Below are 17,560 nucleotides of genomic sequence, written 5' to 3'. Positions count from 1 at the left end.
TGTGATGGGGGTGTGAGGGCCGATGGCTGGTGGTAACGCGATTCGGGGTACCCGGGTCGGTGCGGGACCGATGGGTGAGTCGGAGCGCGGTGAGTCCGCTCCGCGTCGCCGTGTGTCCTACTGGTGTGCGAACGGGCACGAGTCCCGTCCGTCGTTCGCGGTCGATGCCGAAGAGCCGGAGTCGTGGGACTGCCCGCGCTGCGGCCTGCCGGGTGGCCGTGACCAGCAAGCGCCGCCGAACGCACCCCGGAACGAGCCGTACAAGACTCACCTGGCGTACGTGAAGGAGCGCAGGTCCGACGCGGACGGCGAGGCGATCCTCGCCGAGGCGCTGGCCAAGCTCCGGGCACAGCGCGAAGGCTGAGCCGGAACCGAAAACCCTCGTGAGCGCCGGTAGGGCACTCACGAGGGTTTCGTGCTGTCTTGTTCAGCTCTCCATCGGGTAGGTCACGCAGACCCGGAAACCGCCGTCCGGGGTGTGCCCGGCGTGGAACGTCCCGCCGAGCAGCACCGCGCGTTCCCGGACACCGAGCAGGCCGTGGCCGCCCGAGGGTAACCGGCCCGAGTGTGTCATCTCCGGGTCGGCCTGGTCGTTGACGACCTCGACGATCAACGCCGATCCGCAGGGGAACAGCCGGATCACCGCCTTGGCGCCCGGCGAGTGTTTGTGGATGTTGGTCAACGACTCCTGCACCGTCCGGTACGCCGCACGGGACACCGCGGGCGGCACCGAGTCGGGCAGCACCTGCTCGGCCAGTTCGACCGGCACTTCGGAGTTGCGCAGCAACTGCGGCAGCTCTTCCAGGCCGGGGTGCACGCCGTCGTCGAACGTTCCCGAACGCAGCACGCCGACCAGGTCGCGCAGTTCGTCCAACGTGCGTTTGCTCAGTTGCCTGATCGTGTTGGCGCCTTGCCGGGATTCCTCGTCGTGCGCGGACACCGCCAGCGCGCCCGCCTGCATGGCGATCAGAGTGACCTGGTGGGAGACCACGTCATGCATCTCGCGGGCGAGGCTCGCGCGTTCCGCGGCGCGGATGGTCTGTTCGTGCAGCCGCTGTTCGCGTTCCCGGCTCTCGGCCAGTTCGGTCAGGCGTGCGGACAGTTGCTTGCGCAGGGCCAGCAGCAGTCCGATGGCGATCGGCATCCCGGCGACCAGGACCCCGTACATGCCGTTCAGGACGTGCTTGCGCCAGCTCAGTTCGACGAAGTCGCTCAGCGGCCACGTCACGTACCGGCTGAGCCACACCAGGCTGCCGGCGACCATGGTCTGCCACGTCCACAGCTTGCGTGCGGCCAGCGTGCCCAGCGCGATCATCGCCGCGAGCTGCGCCCAGCCGGCCAGGAAGCCCGGGACGGTGATCAGGACGGCCAGGAAGGGGAACCGTCTGCGCAGCACCATGGCCGTGCAGGCGACGCCGGACAGCACGATCGAGTAGGGCTGGGCCTTCTCCGGGATGACCAGCCACACGTCGAGCACGGCGACGATCACCGCCAGAGCGTCCAACGCGAGTCCTCTGGCGACCGGATGGCGGTGGATCTGTTTGAAGCGGTCAAGGCTGGCGTATGGATTTCGGGCGCGCGCGGCCTGGTGGGCCACTTCCCCCGCATGCCCGGCTGTCAAAGTGTGCGTGACCACCGTGGAACCCCTTGGTTTGGCCTGCGTGTCCTCATGGATCGGCAATGGCGGTTGGCTGCCCCCGGTCGCCGCTGACCGCATGGGGGTGCCGTCTCCTCGTTGCCGGGGAACATCGCCTGGGCTTGTGGCCCCGCCATGCTCCTCGGCCGGCCGGTGTCTTTGTCGTGGCATTGGCTCGGCCTCTCTGACGAAAGGGAGTGGGGTGTTCGCCCTTCGTCACCCTGTTAAGACAGTCCGATCCTCGAACGCGGACGCCCGGTCGGCAAGGAATGTGCGATCGCACATTCTCTATGGACGAACGTCGGTAGCGCGCTCCTGACGATGTGTGCGCCGTCTCACCCGTTCGCGTCCGGAAGGGCATCCGTCCGCGGCCGGCCACGACCGGAACGGACCGTTCCGTGGCTCAGCCCGGCGATCCATTGCCGCACCTGCAATCGATCGCTGGCAATGGTCCGTGCCGCGGCGTACGGAAGGCGACGACCGCCGCCGCTTGAGCATGCCGATGATCCTGTCGCAGGATGTCGGCGGCTTTCAACGGCCGAAAAGGCACGCGAACCGCCCGCCGTGACGCTCCGACGGACCCAGGAGCACGTCGTCGGAGCAATGAGGACCACCGCCCGGTGCAGTCGCCGGTGCATTCGGCGTGGTGTGCTCCGGCGCGCTCCGGTCCAGTGATCCGGCGCCACCGCCCGGTGGTCTCCCGGTGCCGACGTCTCGGCGGTGCTGGTGAACGCGGTGCTGGTGAACGCGGTGCTGGTGAACGCGGTGCTGGTGAACGCGGTGCTGGTGAACGCGGTGCTGGTGAACACGGTGTTGACCATCTCAAGGACGACCCATGGTCATCCTGCGAACCGATGCCGAGGCACTCCGCGAACCGGGACCATCGGCTGTGTGCGGACGTTACTGGGGTATGCCAAGGACCACTGGATTGCACTGAGCGTCGGGCTCGTCATCGCACTCGCCTCGGCTGCGGCGAATCTGGCGCAGCCGTTGGCGACCAAGTCGGTGGTGGACGCGCTTGCGGACGGTTCGTCGCTGAGTGGCCCGGTCGTGACACTGGCGGTCCTGGTCGTCGTCGGTTCGCTGCTGGCCGCGCTCTACACGTTCCTGCTGGACCGGACGGCCGAGAAAGTCGTGTTCTCGGTCCGCAGGCAGTTGATCGGCAGGCTGCTCCGGCTGCGCATCCCCGAGCTGGACAAGTCGGCGCCGGGCGACCTGACCGCGCGGGTGACGTCGGACAGCACGTTGCTGCAGAGCGCCACCACGCAGGCGTTGATCAGCATCGTCAAGGGCGTCGCGGGTGGCGTCGGTGCCGTCATCGTGATGTTCACGCTGGACGCGCGCCTGTCCGGGCTGACGCTGGGCTCGCTGGCGGTGGTCGGCGTGGTCATGGGCGTGCTGCTGCCGAAGATCCGCCGGGTGATCACCCGGGCGCAGGAGGCGGTCGGAGCGGTGGGTGCGGGACTGGACCGCGCGCTCGGAGCGGCCCGGACGGTGAAAGCGAGCGGTGCCGAAGCCAGGGAGGAGGCCGCGGTCACCGACGCGGCCCGCGAAGCGATGCGGGCGGGCTTCGCCGGTGCGAAGTACAGCGCGCTGGTCGGCGGCATCATGAACCTGGCGTTCTCGGTGCCGTTCCTGCTCGTGCTCGGCGCGGGCGGACTGTGGGCGGCCACCGGTTCGCTGGAACTGTCGACGTTGATCGCGTTCCTGCTCACCGTGTTCTACATGACCGAGCCGCTGGGCGAGCTGGTCCAGGGCACCACGACGTTGCAGCAGGGCCTCGGCGCGGTGAAGCGGATCCACGAGGTCGAGGAGCTGGCCATCGAAACCGACGTCGACCAGCCGGTCGAAGCCGTCGGCGACGGTGCTCCGGGGATCGCGGTGCACAACGTCAAGTTCCAGTACGCGGGCAGGTCGGCCGCGCTGGACGGCGTGTCGTTCGAGGCGCCCGCGGGCGGGCGCACGGCGCTCGTCGGACCGTCGGGCGCGGGCAAGACCACGTTGTTCGCCCTGCTCCAGCGGTTCTACGAGCCGGCGAGCGGCCTGATCACCGTCGACGGCGTCGACATCGCGAAGATGACACGCGCCGAAGTGCGGCGGCGCATCGGGTACGTCGAGCAGGACGCGCCCGCGTTGGCCGGGACGATCGAGAGCAATCTGCGGTACGCGGCGCCGGACGCCACCGACGAGGAACTGACCGAAGTGCTGCGGGCGACGCGGCTGGACGATCTGGTCGAGCGGTTGCCGGACGGCCTGGACACCATGGTCGGTACCCGCGGCCTCGCCTTGTCGGGCGGTGAACGCCAGCGCCTCGCGATCGCTCGCGCGTTGCTCCGACGCCCGCAGGTGTTGCTCATGGACGAAGCGACCTCGCAGCTCGACGCCCGCAACGAAGTCGCCCTGCGCGAAGCGATCGACCAGGCCGCGGAGCGGTGCACCGTATTGCTCATCGCGCACCGGCTGTCGACGGTCGTGTCCGCTGACCGGATCGTCGTCCTCGAACGCGGCCGGGTGGCCGCCACCGGGACCCACGACGAACTGCTGTCGGCGTCCCCGCTGTACCGGGAGTTGGCGGCGTCACAGCTCCTCGTCCCGGAGGCTGTTGAACAATGACCGGGTGAACGTCGCGGTAACCGAGGTCCAGGTCACCCGGCTCGGTTACGCGGTGCCGGCCGAGGCGGCGTTCGACGCTCTGTACCGGGACGCGCCGTACGCCTTCTGGCTCGACAGCGCGACCGGCGGCCGGTTCTCGTTCATGGGCGCGGCCGGTCGCGTGATGCGGGCCTGGCCCGACCGGATCGAGCTGGACGGTGACGTGCTGCGTCCCGGCGTGTTCGACTGGCTGGCCGAGGCGCTGCGGGTCCCGGTCGAGGTGCCGGACGTGCCGTTCGGCTTCACCCTCGGCTGGGTCGGTTATCTCGGTTACGAGCTGAAGGCCGAATGCGGCGGGTCCCGTGCGTTCGAGTCCGTCGATCCCGACGCGGTCCTGATGTACGTCGACCGCACGATCGTCTTCGACCACGCCGCCGCCGACGTCTACCTCGTCTCCGCCGACCGGGACTGGATCAGCGCGACCGCCGCGTTACTCGCCGCGTTACCGCGGCCGGAGCCGGTTGGCCCGATTCACGCGCCGGAGGTTCGCGCGCGGCACAGCCGGGACTCCTACGTCGAGATGATCGAGTCGTGCCAGGAGGCCATCCGGCGCGGCGAGAGCTACGAGGTCTGCTTGACCAACATGGTGTCCGTGCAGGCCGATATCGACCCATGGCACGCGTATCGGTTGCTCCGGCGGCAAAGCCCCGCGCCGTACGGTGCCTATCTGCGCCTCGGCGACATGGCTGTGCTCAGTTCGTCGCCCGAACGGTTCTTACAGATCCTGCCTGACGGGACCGTGGAATCGCGGCCGATCAAGGGAACCCGGCCACGTGGTGCGACGCCCGCACAGGACAGGGCGCTGCGCCGGGACCTGGCCGTCAACGAGAAGGACCGGGCCGAGAACCTCATGATCGTCGACCTGGTCCGCAACGACCTGAGCCGCTGCGCGGTCGTGGGTTCGGTCCAGGTGCCCGCGATCTTCGAAGTCGAGACCTACGCGACCGTGCACCAGCTCGTCAGCACGATCCGGGCGCGCCTCCGGCCGGACGTCTCGCCGGTCCACTGTGTACAGGCGGCTTTTCCCGGCGGATCGATGACCGGGGCGCCGAAGATCCGCACCATGGAGATCATCGACTCGCTCGAACAGGGCCCGCGTGGTGTCTATTCGGGCGCGCTCGGCTACTTCTCGTTGTCCGGGCACGTCGACCTGTCGATCGTCATCAGGACCCTGGTCGTCCGGGCGGGCGAGGCCAGTTTCGGCGTCGGTGGCGCGATCATCGATCCCTCGGAGCCCGGCGCCGAGTTCGACGAGACCGTCGTGAAAGCCACGGCGATGCTGCGCGTCCTCGGCGCCGAGTTCCCGGTCGGGTGACCAGTCAGGATGCGGCGCGCAGCCGCACCTGAACAGTCGACCGTTGCGTCACCCCGTTCACCGTCACGGCGACCGTGAAGGTGCCGGGCCGCAACGCGGTCAGCTCTCCGGTCGCCGGATCGAGGCGCGCGATGTGCCACGGCCGCCGGTCACGCCAGTCACCGATCAACAGGCTCGGCGAGCCGGACCAGTCGTAACTCACCGGGTACGCGACCGGGACCTGGCGAGTGCCCTGCGTCAAGGTCGCCGTGACCTTCGCCGAGGCGCCAGGTTTGAGCGCGCTCGGTGCGTCGATGCTCAGCGCGTCGACATGCGGGCGGATCTCGGCGGCGAGCCAGTCCCGGCCCTTGTTGTGGCCGTTCCTGGTGTCGGCACTGTTGTCGACACCGAGCAGGCTCCATCCCGTGAAGCCGCCCAGTGTGGAGTTACCACCCGGGGCCTTGCCGGAATTGCCGTTGATCAGATACGGCACACCGTCCACCCGCGACGCGTGGAACACACCGACGTGCGCACCGATGAACGCGGCGCCTTTGCCGGTCTCGTGCCGGAACGCACCGAGCCATTGCTCCACCATGGAGGCCTCCAGCCGGTCGGACAGCTGGCTGCCCTTGGCGGGCGTGGGGTCCCTGGGCGGGTGGTGCTCCATCACCACGACGGAGCGCACCGACTTGTCGCTCCGAGCTGAGTCGAGCGCTTCGCGGAGCAATGCGGTCTGGTCGAAGCCGCCGCCGCGGAGCGTGCCGGTCGACGAGTCCAGCAGCACGAACCGGGTGCCCTTGTGGTCGAAGGTCCGGTTGGTGGACCCGAACTCGGCGCGGAAGTTGTCGATCGTGCCCGGGCCCATGATCTCGTGGTTGCCCGGCACGTAGTACCACTTCAGCTCGTCGCCCAGCTCCTCGGTCAGGATCCGGCGCGCCAGCGCGAGGTCGGCCGGTGCGGCCTCGTCGACGAAGTCGCCGTTGACGACCAGGAAGTCCGGCTTCTGTGCCTTGATCTCCCGCAAGGTCCGGCGGGCGGCCTTCACCAGGTCGCTGTCCGGATTGCGGGCCACGAACTGGGCGTCCGACATGACCGCGAACCGCCACGGCCGGTCGCCGACCGTCCCGTCCTGCACCACGATGCGGTCAGGCACAACTGTCTCCGGCGGGATCTGCACATCCGGCGGCACCTTGGCGACGAAGTCGTCGATCAGCACCTCGCCGGTGTACTGCCGGTCCGCCTTGGTCTCGATGGTGTAGAACCTGGTCACGGTCAACGGGAACGCCATCGCGGACGGAACCGGGATCTCCAGGTACTTCCAGCCGGTCCACGTGATGTACGGGCCGTACAGCGACCGCGTCTGGCCTTGGCCGTCGATCACGGTGAACGCGGTCCACTCGCCCTTGCCGTTGCCGTACACCCACGCGCCGAGGGCCAGCGGCTGACCCGGGATCTTGATCGGCTGCGGCGGGATCGCGTACGCGGTACGGGTTCCGGTGGACTGGGTGAAGTCGTACGACAGCTTCAGCCCGGCGCCGGTGTGTCCATCCGGGACCGGAGCGACCGAACCACTGCCCCGTGCGGAGCCAAAGGTCCACGAGGCGCCGTCGTCGAACGTGGCGAACGTGCGCTCCTCCAGCCCGACGGTCACCGGGATCTTGGTGACCTGCTGGCCCGCGGTGACGGTGATGATCGCGGAGCCGAGCGGTTTGAGGCCCTTGACCTGCAGTGCGCCGTTCTCGGTCGGTGTGATCTCCACCAGGGACCTGTCGTAGTCCAGCTTGAGGTCGGCGGGCTCGATCGGCGCGGTGAACCCGTCGTTGTCGTAGCCGACAATGCCGACGCTTGCCGTGGCGCCTTCACCCGCGAGGCTCAGACGTGATGTCGTCGGCGTGAGCCGGGCGAGCTGACCGAGCACGGTGAGGGTCACATCGCCGGAGATCCGGCCGTTACGGGCGGAGACCTTGGTGGTTCCGGTGCGCGTGGCGTGGAAGACGCCGTCGTTGCCGATCCGGCCGCCGCTGCCCGCGTGCCACGTGTGCGCACCCTGGGCCGGACCGTAGGTCTCGTCGTACCCGTGCGCGACCAGTCGCCGCGTCAACCCGGGGAACACGCGGTCCGGACGGCCACCGGGGATCGGGCCCGCGCCGGGGGACCGGTCCGGGTCGCTCGCCGTGGTCACCCAGAACCCGGTCAGTTTTCCGCTGCCCGCGGGCGCGTACAGCGCGAGTCCGTTCGGGACTGGGCGTTCGGCGCCGTCCGAAGGGGTGTTCTCGACGTCGAGCTCGGTGGTGCCCGGTTCGCGCGCCAGCATCGTGGACGAACCGCCGCCGTCGAGGTTCAACGCGTTGTGGGCACCCATCTCCTTCAGGATGGCGGCCATGTCCTTGAGGTTGAGGCCGAGCAGGTAGGGCGCCTGCCTGCCGTCCACGGTCAACAGGAACATCTTCTTGCCGTCCGCGGAGAACCCGACCGCGGTCCGTGGGTGCAGCGGGTCGTCCGGTGCGACGACCTGGCCGTCGCGCAGCAGCAGCTGGTTGCCGCCGATGAGCGCCTTGGGCGTGCTGCCGTCACTGGTCCGCGAGGAATACCGCACCGTGAGTTTGTCACCGGGCTTCAGGGCGGCCAGCGTGTCCGCGCCCGCCTCTCGCCCGACGAGGGCGTAGCCGTTGGCGGGCAAGGCATCCGCGCCTGGAGCCGGCCGGACCTGCGTCACCGTGTCGCCTTGCACGATCACCTCGGCGACCCGGGTGGCACCCCGTGTCGCGCGGTCGCGGGAGTACGTGCCCCAGACCGGGTTGAACACGCCGATGCCGTTGGTGTCGATCTGCGCGCTGTTGAGCTGCGTCAGCCTGGCCGTGCCGGAGGGCAGCGTCAGGGTGCCCTCGAAGAAGACCTCCATGACGCGGCCGATCCCGGCAGCGTCGATGCCGACCGCCCGGTTGTGTCCCGGCTGCGCCGACTTGACCAGCGTGCCGGACTTGATGCCCGCGCCCTGCGGGGCGTTGGAGTTGTTGATGTCGAAGAAGTCCCCGTTCACCGCGGCGACCGCGCGCTTGGCACTGGCCTGAGTGGACAGCGGCTCCGCCTTGGTGACCAGCCCGGGGTCCAGGTAGTCCACTGTGGTGCCCGCGGCGAGGTCGACGGTGAGCGAGTCACCGCGTATCCAGCCGCCCGCATCACCGGGCTCGTACCAGTCGAACGAGCTCAGCGTCACACCGGGAGCAACCGGCCGAGTGCTCCGAGACGTCTCGATGCGGTGCGCCGGATCGACCGCGGAACGGACCGACGGTGTATCCGGCAGGTCCACCACCGGTGTGGCGACGGCCGGCGTAGCCAGCCCCACCAGCAGGAACAGGGGCAGCGCGGCTGCCCGCTGGCGTAAGGACACGGGAACTCCAGAAAGGGTGTGAACACTTTACGAGCTAACAGCCAACCTGGTCAGCAGTTGCCGGGGAAACCGCCTTTCGGTGTAGTCCCGAGAAAAGTTCAGTGAATGGTCGTGGTTCGTTCGTCTGGGACTGAAAGCATCCCCGCCCATGAGAAGGATCTGGCCGAAGAGTGCCCTCGCGGGTCTCGCGACCGTCATGGTCGCGGGCCTGTTCGCGGCGCCAGCACAGGCCGAGCGGCAGAAGCACGGCGACTTCGACTTACAGGCCCACCGCGGCGGGATCGGCCTGCGGTCGGAGGGCACGCTCAGCGCGTTCGGCACCGCGATCCGGCTCGGCGTCAGCACGCTCGAGCTCGATCTGCAGATCACCGAGGACGGCCAGGCAGTCGTCACGCACGACCGCCGCGTCGACGGCCGCAAATGTGCGGACACCGCGCCGGCCACAGCCGGTGACCCGGAGTTCCCGTACGTCGGCAAGTACGTCAACACGCTGACGCTCGCGCAGGTCAGGACACTCGACTGCGGATCGAAGAAGCTGCCCGACTTCCCGAACGCGGTCACGTCGCCCGGGTCCCGGATGCCGCTGCTGCGTGAGGTGTTCGACCTGGTCAAGCGCTACCGCGCGGACGACGTCAGGCTGAACATCGAGACCAAGGTGGAGGCGGGCGCGCCTGCCGAGACCGCGCCGCGCGAGCAGTTCGTGCAGGTCACCGCGCGGGAGATCCGGGCGGCCGGGTTCACCAGGCGGGTCGGCATCCAGAGCTTCGACTGGGGCGCCCTGATGCGGATGCGCCAGATCGCTCCGGAACTGCCCCTGACCGCACTGACCAACTACGACTTCCTCCAGGTCGGCAAGCCGGGCAAGTCGCCGTGGCTCGGCGGCATCGACATCGACGACTTCGGCGGCGACCCGATCGCCGCGGTCAAGTCCTTCAAGGCCAGCGCGTTCTCGCCGGTGCACGGTTTCCCGCAGAGCGGCAAGGTGACCGACCCGGACTACAAGCCGTACGTCACGAAGGACATGGTCCGCGACGCGCACCGCAACGGCATCAAGGTCGTGCCGTGGACGATCAACGACGTGCCGACCATGGCCAAGCTGATCGACGACGGCGTTGACGGGATCATCACCGACTACCCGGACCGCCTGCGGGAGCTGATGAAGCAGCGCGGGTTCAAGCTTCCGCGCGCGTACGCGTCGCCGTTCGACATCCAGTCGCACCGAGGCGGCCGGTCGGTGCGCCCGGAGAACACGCTGGCCGCGTTCCAGTACTCGCTCGGCCTGCCCGAGGTGTCGACCTTGGAGCTCGACACCGGGGTGACCGAGGACAACCAGCTGGTCGTCATCCACGACCGGACCGTCAACGGCTCACACTGTGCCGACACGGCACCGGTCAAGCCGGGTGACCCGGAGTTCCCGTACGTCGGCAAGCAGATCCGGCAGCTGACCCTGGCGCAGATCAAGACGATCGACTGCGGCAGCAAGACCCTGCCGGAGTTCCCCAAGCAGGTCGCCGCGCCCGGTGCGCGGATCCCGACCCTGGCCGAGGTGTTCGACCTGGTCAAGCGGAGCGGCCGGACCGACGTCCGGGTCAACATCGAGACCAAGATCAGCCCGACGGCCGACGACACCGCACCGTACTGGCAGTTCACCGCGCAGTTGGTCGGTGCGATCGGGCGTGCCGGACTGGCGCAGCGGGCCACCATCCAGTCGTTCGACTGGCGGACCATCCGGCTGGCCCGTGCCCTGGACCGGCGCATCGAGACCGTGGCGCTGGTCTGGCAGTACGGTCCGGAGGAGTGCAGGACCGTCGCTGACGAATGCTCGCTGATGGCCGCTTACGGTGACCCGTCGGTCAAGAGCCCGTGGACCGGCGGCCTCGACTGGTGGAAGTACCGCGACCTGGGCAAGCTGGTGCGGGCCGCGGGCGCGTCGACCGTGTCGGCGAACTGGCAGGTGCACGACCCGAAGCAGACCAAGGTCCCCTCGGACGACTGGTACCTGCGCACTGACCCGAAGTACTACTTCGGCCCGGACGCCCCGGTGCTGGAGTCGAAGTACGGCCTGAAAGTCGTGCCGTACACGGTGAACGACGAGGCGACCATCCAGCGGGTGATCGACCTCGGCGTCACCGGCGTCATCTCCGACGACCCGGACGTGCTGATCGCGGTGGCGCGGCGCAACGGCCTGCGCTGACCGTCAGTCGTCTTCGTCCTCTTCCTCGCCGCCTGCCGGCGGGGGAGGGGACGCAGGTGAGTTCTCCGTCTTCTTGGGTTTTTTCGGTGGCTTCTTCACCTGCGCGTTGTCCGGATGAGCCGGTTCCCACGGGTACCAGGGAAACCACTGTTGCGTGTACACCGGCGGAGCGATCAGTTCGGGATGCGCCAGCACCGGTTGGTCGTGCGGGCCGCCGTAAGCGGGAGGCTGCGGTGTCCCGCCGGGCGGCTGCACGGCCGAGGACGGCGGCGCGTCCGGCGACTGGTCCATGACCTCGGTGATCGGCGGTGCGACCGGGGCCGTCGGTGTCGCCGTCACCTCAGCGGTGACAGTCACCTGCTGCGGCGCGACGCGCGGCTCCACCAGGGGCTGCGGTTGCTGCTTCGCCACGGTCATCATGATCGCGATGCCCGTGGCGGCGACGGCCGCCGCGACCGCGGCGACCAGGACGGTTCTTGTCTGCACGCGGGATTTCGCCGACGAACCACGCAACAGGTCCACGCAGGTGGCCGCGTCCGGGCGGTCGTTCGGGTCCGGCCGCAGCATCTCCCGCAACGCCTGGGCGTGCGGCGAACCGGGATCGACGATCGGCGCCCGGCTCACTCTCGCCAGCGCGGTGATCTCGTCGTCGCCGGGATACTCGACCCGGCCGGTCAGTGCTTCGAGCAGCACGAGGCCCAATGAGTACACATCGGACGCCATGGCCGGTTCTCCGCCGTTGGCCTGTTCCGGTGCGACGTAGGAGAAGGCCGTGGTCTCCGCGATGCCGACGTCGGTGAGATACGGCTCCATGCTCGGCCCGAGCAAGATGTTGCCCGGGTGGACGCCTCCGTGCGCGACGCCCTGCGAATGCGCGTACGCCAACGCCCGGCCCAGCGCCGTCCCGAGCTCGGTCACTTCGGCGGCGGTCATCGGTCCTTCGGACAGCCGCGCCCGCAACGGGGTGCCCGCGATGAACTCCTGGACGAGGAACGGCCGTCCGTCGGCGATCCCGGCGTCGAGCACGCGCACGAGACCCGGATGGGACAGGTCCGTCAACGTACTCGCGCGCTGCACGAACCGGTCCGGCTCGTCCTGTGGGGCGAACAACCGGACCGCCACAACTTGGCGCAGGTGCAGGTCCCACCCGCGCATCACCCGCTGTCCCAGCGGCGTGATCAGCCGGTACCGACCGGCGAGCTCACGGATGCCTGAGTCCTCGGACACCGTTCGAAGCTATGTCACCGGTGCCGCCATGTGCATGGATATGTACAGCCCGCAATTGCGGCCAGACCAGCCCGCAGGCCGCGAGCCGGTCAGGACGGCGGCGGCAGTTTTCCGGCGGCGGCCTTGTCCAGCAGCCACAGGGTGTGTTGCCGGCCGCGGGCGCCGGCCGCGGGGATCTCGACCTCGCCGGCGCCGCCCAGGGCCATCGCGATCGCGGCGGCCTTGGCCTCGCCGCCGGTGAGCAGCCAGACCTCGCCGGACCGCCGGATCGCGGGCAACGTCAGGGACACGCGGGTGGGCGGCGGCTTCGGGCAGTCGCGCACCGCCACGACCGTCCGCTCGGTCTCGTGGACCGCGGGGGAGCCGGGGAAGATCGACGCGGTGTGGCCTTCCTCGCCGACACCCAGCAGGCACACGTCGAACGTCGGCACCAGTCCCTGGTCGTCCGGCTGGGCCTTGGACGCCAGCAGTCCGGCGTACGCCTCAGCCGCGGCGTCCGGGTCGTCACCGAACTTCCCGTCCGACGGTTCCATCGCGTGGACCCGCGACGGGTCGACCGGTACGTGATCCAGCAACGCATCACGGGCCTGGGTCTCGTTGCGCTCCGGGTGCCCGGAGGGCAGGAACCGCTCGTCGCCCCAGTAGAAGTCGACGTTCGACCAGTCGACGGCGTCCTTCGCCGGGGAGGCCAGCAGCTGAGCGAGCACGGCGGTCCCGGTCCGGCCGCCGGTCAGCACCACGGAAGCGGTTCCCTTGGAAGCTTGGGCGTCGACCAGCTTGGTCACCAGACGGGCCGCCGTCGCCGCCGCGAGCAGATCCGAGTTGGCCAGGACCACGACCTGAGGTGCTGCTGTCATGGCACTATCCAAGCAGGTGATCGAACCACTCGCGTGCCGAGTGCACCCCTCCCTCGCTCAGCGCGGCCATCAACGCGATACGGGCATGCCCGGGGCTCAGCCCGCGCGCGCTGATCGCCCCGACCTTCGCGGCCAGGCTGGTCATGTCCGGCGTTCTCGCCCGGGACGCGATCACCACCGGGATGTCCCATTCGGTCAGTTCGCTGATCGGGATGAACAGCTCGACCGGGACGTTGCCCGATCCCGTGCCCTCCAGCACGATGCCGCGCGCGCCCGCGTCCGTCGCCGCGGTCAGCAACGACGGCGGCATCCCCGGGTACGTCTTGATCAACGCGACGTCGGTCTCCGGGACACCGTCGATCTCCGGCAGCCGCGGCGGGGGAGCCGCGGTCATCGTGACGCCCTGTCGGCCGACCCGGCCCAGGACTTGACCGGACTCGAAGGACGTGGCGGTCGCCAGTCTCACCCATCTCGCCGCGTGCAGCTCGCCGTTGAAGCACACGACGGTGCTGTCCACCGCCGGATCCGCGGCAGCGGCGATCGCCGTGGTCAGATTGGGCGGGCCGTCGCTGCCTGGTGCGTCGAAAGGACTCGTCGCGCCGGTGAAGACCACGGCACCACGGACGTGCCCGACGACCAGTTCGGTGAGGAACGCCGTTTCCTCAAGCGTGTCGACGCCATGCGTGATCACCACTCCGTCGAAGCCTTCCAGCAGCGCGGCACGAGCCCTGCGCGCGATCGTCAGCATGGTGCCCGGTGAGGTGTCCCAGCTCGGTTCGGCCAGTACGTCCTCGACGGTGACGCCGGCGCCGGGCACGTAGGCGATCCCGCACAGCAACTGCGAACCGGTCGCCATCCCGGGCGGATCACGCAGGTACGCCATCGTGTCGCCGGTGGCCACGAGCAGCACGCGTCTCACACCAGGGCTCCTATCAGAATCGCCACCAGGATCGCGACCAGGATGGCCCGGCCCATCAGGTGCCGTCCGCTCGCTGTTCCAGCCGCTCGATCCGCTCGATGATCGGCTGCAGTTCCTTGCGCACCGCGGCCAGCACCGGATCGTTGCCGGGCTGTGCGCGCAGGTGCTGGTACCCGGTCAGGGCGGCCACCACCGTCTGGCGTGTGGTCTTCACGTCCATACCCAGTTCACGCAGGACGTCCCCGGCGGTGCCGCCCGGCTCGCTCAGCAGGCCGAGCAGCAGGTGCTCGCAGCCGACGTAGTTGTGTCCCAACGAGAGCGCCTCGGTGACGGTCAGTTCGAGCGCGTTCGCGGCGAAGTCGCTGAACCTCGTGGGCGGCTCTCCGCCGGCCGTGGGAATCCGGGCGGCCACAGCGGTCTCCGCCAGCTTCGGGTCGATTTCCATGGCTCGCAGGACATGCACCCCCAGGTTGGTGCCTTCCCGCAGGATTCCGGCTAACAGGTGCTCCGTTCCCACGTTCGGCGCGCCCGCCGCCGCCTCCACCGCCAGCCTGATCACCGTGCGGGTCCGCTCGGTGAACTGGGTCAGCTGGCTGTCGTCGAAGTCGTTCAGCGCGATCGCCCGGATCGCCGTCACCCGACGCACTGATTGCTCCAGGGCGCGCTGGCAGATCGCGGACACGGGCAGGGACGCCGCTTTGACCGCTTCGGCCAGCTCGTCGGGGAGGTACACGTTGATCTTTGGCATAACCCCATTTATACCCCCGCATGGGGTTAGTCGCAAGGGGTGTGAAAAGCCACCCGCGCCGTGGCGCGGGTGGCTTGGTGTCCGTGCTGGTCAGGCCGCGATGGCGGCTTCCGAAGTCGCCGGCCGCAGAGCCAGGTTCAGGACCTCCCGGACGTCGCTGACCAGGTGCACGGTCAGCTCCTTCAGCACGGTCTCGGGCACGTCCTCCAGGTCCGGCTCGTTGCGCTTGGGCAGCAGGACCGTGGTCAGCCCGGCGCGGTGCGCGGCGAGCAGCTTCTGCTTCACGCCGCCAATCGGCAGGACCCGGCCGGTCAACGACACCTCGCCGGTCATCGCGACCTCGGACCGCACCGGCCGCCCGGACAGCAGCGACGCCAACGCGGTGGTCATCGTGACGCCCGCGCTCGGGCCGTCCTTCGGGACCGCGCCCGCCGGAACGTGGATGTGGATGTTCCGTTCGGACAGGTCACCGACCGGCAGCTCCAGCTCCGCGCCCCGCGACCGCAGGTACGACAACGCGATCTGCGCCGACTCCTTCATGACGTCGCCCAGTTGCCCGGTCAGCGTCACGCCGGTGTGCCCGGTCTCCTTGTCCGCCAACGAGGCCTCGACGAACAACACGTCGCCGCCGACACCGGTCACCGCGAGCCCCGTCGCCACACCGGGGACCGACGTGCGCTCGCCCGACTCCGGCTTGAACTTCGGGCTGCCCAGGTACTCCCTGACGTCCGCGGCTCCGATGTGGACCGACGTGAGGTCCTCGCCGAGCGCCAGCTTGGTGGTCACCTTGCGCAGCACCCGCGCGATCGCCCGCTCCAGCTGCCGGACGCCCGCCTCACGGGTGTACTCGCCGGCCAGCAGCCGCAACGCGTCGTCCTCGAACGTCGCGTCCTCGGCGGTCAGGCCCGCCCGGTCCAGCTGACGGGGCAGCAGGTGGTCACGCGCGATGACGACCTTCTCGTCCTCGGTGTACCCGTCCAGCTGCACCAGCTCCATGCGGTCGAGCAACGGGCCGGGGATGGACTCGAGGACGTTCGCCGTGGCCAGGAAGACCACGTCGGACAGGTCCAGCTCGACCTCGAGGTAGTGGTCGCGGAACGTGTGGTTCTGCGCCGGGTCGAGCACTTCGAGCAGCGCCGCGGTCGGGTCGCCCCGGTAGTCCGCGCCGACCTTGTCGATCTCGTCGAGCAGCACGACCGGGTTCATCGAACCGGCCTCCTTGATGGCCCGCACGATCCGGCCGGGCAGTGCGCCGACGTAGGTCCGGCGGTGACCACGGATCTCCGCCTCGTCACGGACGCCACCCAGGGCCACCCGCACGAACTTGCGGCCCATGGCCCGCGCGACGGACTCGCCCAGCGAAGTCTTGCCGACACCGGGCGGACCGACGAGCGCCAGCACCGCACCGCTGCGACGGCCGCCGACAACACCCAGGCCACGGTCGGCCCGGCGGCGACGGACCGCCAAGTACTCGATGATCCGTTCCTTCACGTCATCCAGGCCGGCGTGGTCGGCGTCGAGCACCGCCCGCGCGCCCTTGATGTCGTAGCTGTCCTCGGTCCGCGTGTTCCACGGCATGTCCAGGACGGTGTCCAGCCACGTCCGGATCCAGCCGACCTCCGGCGACTGCTCCGAGGTGCGCTCCAGTTTGTCGACCTCGTCGAGCGCGGCCTTCCCGACGTGCTCGGGCAGGTCCGCCTCCTCGACGCGGGCCCGGTAGTCCTGCTCCTCGGACGCGGGCTTGCCGTCCAGCTCGGCCAGTTCCTTGCGGATCGCGGCCAGCTGCTGGCGCAGCAGGAACTCGCGCTGCTGCTTCTCGACGCCTTCCTTGACGTCCTTGTTGATCGTCTCGGCGACGTCCAGCTCGGCGATGTGCTCCTGGGCCCACGTGACGAGCTTGCCGAGCCGCTCGGTCACGTCCGGGGTCTCCAGCAGCCACAGCTTCTGCTCTTCGGTGAGGTACGGGGCGTACCCGGCCAGGTCGGCCAGCTGCGCCGGATCGCTCACCTGCTGCACCTGGTCGACGACCTGCCACGCGCCCCGGCGCTGCAGGATCGCGGTGACCAGGCTCCTGTACTCCTTGGCCAGGTCACGCGCCCGTTCGTCGGCCTGGTCGTCCATTTCGGTCGCCTCGACCCACAGCGCGGCACCCGGGCCGCTGGTCGCGGCACCGATCTTGGCGCGGGAGATGCCGCGGACGACGGCGGCCTTCTGCCCGCCCGGCAGGCGGCCGATCTGCTCGATCTCGCCGACCGTGCCCGCTTTGGCGTACTTCCCGTCCAGCCTGGGGACCAGCAGGATCTTCGACCGGCCGGCTGTCTGTGCGGCCTGCGCCGCGTCGATCGCGGCCCTGGCCTCGGCTTCGGCGAGCCGGACCGGCACGACCATTCCGGGCAGCACGACGACGTCATCCAGCGGTAGAACGGGGAGGTTCAACGTCTCGCTCACGGCTGTCACACCCTCTACGAAGAAGCTTGAGTCTGTCTGGCTCAACTACGTAGATCGACGAACCATTCCGGAGATCGCCCAGAGCGAACGGACCGCCGAACGGCGAACTCGGGGTGCCGGAATGGCGAACTCGGGGTGCCGGAAAGTGCATCTCGGGGTGCCGGAGCGGTGGACACGCGGGCAAGGGAAAGCCG

At 69.3% G+C, this 17,560-nt stretch carries 11 protein-coding genes and 1 pseudogene; 5 read left to right on the top strand and 7 right to left on the bottom strand.

Features of this window, described 5'->3' with window-relative positions; genetic code table 11:
* Nucleotides 1-22 precede the first annotated feature (22 nt).
* Nucleotides 23-364, top strand: a complete 342-nt coding sequence (locus GC106_RS07695; RefSeq protein WP_033385843.1) for an RNA polymerase-binding protein RbpA — start codon at nt 23-25, stop codon at nt 362-364.
* 63 nt (nt 365-427) lie between these two features.
* On the opposite strand, the gene GC106_RS07690 is transcribed toward GC106_RS07695, so the two are convergent.
* Nucleotides 428-1,537, bottom strand: coding sequence for a sensor histidine kinase (locus GC106_RS07690; protein WP_312872548.1), 1,110 nt, complete (start codon nt 1,535-1,537; stop codon nt 428-430).
* A gap of 819 nt (nt 1,538-2,356) precedes the next feature.
* Here GC106_RS07690 and GC106_RS07685 point away from each other — a divergent pair.
* Entirely contained in the window at nt 2,357-4,249 is a 1,893-nt protein-coding gene (locus GC106_RS07685) for an ABC transporter ATP-binding protein (RefSeq protein ID WP_312872521.1), read from the top strand.
* A 4-nt stretch (nt 4,250-4,253) separates the two neighbouring features.
* Nucleotides 4,254-5,603 (top strand): aminodeoxychorismate synthase component I, encoded by a 1,350-nt coding sequence (gene pabB / locus GC106_RS07680; RefSeq protein ID WP_312872520.1) that lies wholly within the window; start codon nt 4,254-4,256, stop codon nt 5,601-5,603.
* 4 nt (nt 5,604-5,607) lie between these two features.
* Here pabB and GC106_RS07675 read toward each other — a convergent pair whose 3' ends face one another.
* Entirely contained in the window at nt 5,608-8,973 is a 3,366-nt protein-coding gene (locus GC106_RS07675) for a phosphodiester glycosidase family protein (RefSeq protein WP_173125946.1), read from the bottom strand.
* Nucleotides 8,974-9,121: 148 nt separating this feature from the next.
* Here GC106_RS07675 and GC106_RS47590 point away from each other — a divergent pair.
* Nucleotides 9,122-10,165 (top strand): annotated as a pseudogene (locus GC106_RS47590) (glycerophosphodiester phosphodiesterase family protein); the annotation flags it as partial.
* 15 nt (nt 10,166-10,180) lie between these two features.
* Entirely contained in the window at nt 10,181-11,167 is a 987-nt protein-coding gene (locus GC106_RS47585) for a glycerophosphodiester phosphodiesterase family protein (protein ID WP_312872547.1), read from the top strand.
* Nucleotides 11,168-11,170: 3 nt separating this feature from the next.
* Here GC106_RS47585 and GC106_RS07665 read toward each other — a convergent pair whose 3' ends face one another.
* The 5 genes from GC106_RS07665 to lon all read right to left on the bottom strand — a co-directional run bounded on the left by GC106_RS07665 (nt 11,171) and on the right by lon (nt 17,366).
* On the bottom strand, nt 11,171-12,394 hold the full coding sequence (locus GC106_RS07665) for a serine/threonine-protein kinase (protein WP_173125940.1): 1,224 nt from the start codon (nt 12,392-12,394) through the stop codon (nt 11,171-11,173).
* A gap of 89 nt (nt 12,395-12,483) precedes the next feature.
* Complete coding sequence (gene pgl / locus GC106_RS07660; protein ID WP_173125937.1) at nt 12,484-13,251, bottom strand: 6-phosphogluconolactonase; 768 nt, start codon at nt 13,249-13,251, stop codon at nt 12,484-12,486.
* Between the two features lie 4 nt (nt 13,252-13,255).
* On the bottom strand, nt 13,256-14,170 hold the full coding sequence (locus GC106_RS07655) for an asparaginase (RefSeq protein ID WP_173125933.1): 915 nt from the start codon (nt 14,168-14,170) through the stop codon (nt 13,256-13,258).
* A 55-nt stretch (nt 14,171-14,225) separates the two neighbouring features.
* Nucleotides 14,226-14,918 carry a Clp protease N-terminal domain-containing protein gene (locus GC106_RS07650; protein ID WP_173125930.1) on the bottom strand — a complete coding sequence of 231 codons (693 nt, stop codon included), beginning with the start codon at nt 14,916-14,918 and terminating at the stop codon, nt 14,226-14,228.
* Nucleotides 14,919-15,008: 90 nt separating this feature from the next.
* Nucleotides 15,009-17,366, bottom strand: a complete 2,358-nt coding sequence (gene lon, locus GC106_RS07645) for an endopeptidase La (RefSeq protein ID WP_173125927.1) — start codon at nt 17,364-17,366, stop codon at nt 15,009-15,011.
* Between the last annotated feature and the right edge of the window lie 194 nt (nt 17,367-17,560).

Source organism: Kibdelosporangium persicum (assembly GCF_013280595.1).
In the GTDB taxonomy this organism is placed as follows: domain Bacteria; phylum Actinomycetota; class Actinomycetes; order Mycobacteriales; family Pseudonocardiaceae; genus Kibdelosporangium; species Kibdelosporangium persicum.
The sequence above is the reverse complement of the archived record's forward strand: the minus strand, read 5'-3'. Positions and strand labels throughout refer to the sequence as shown.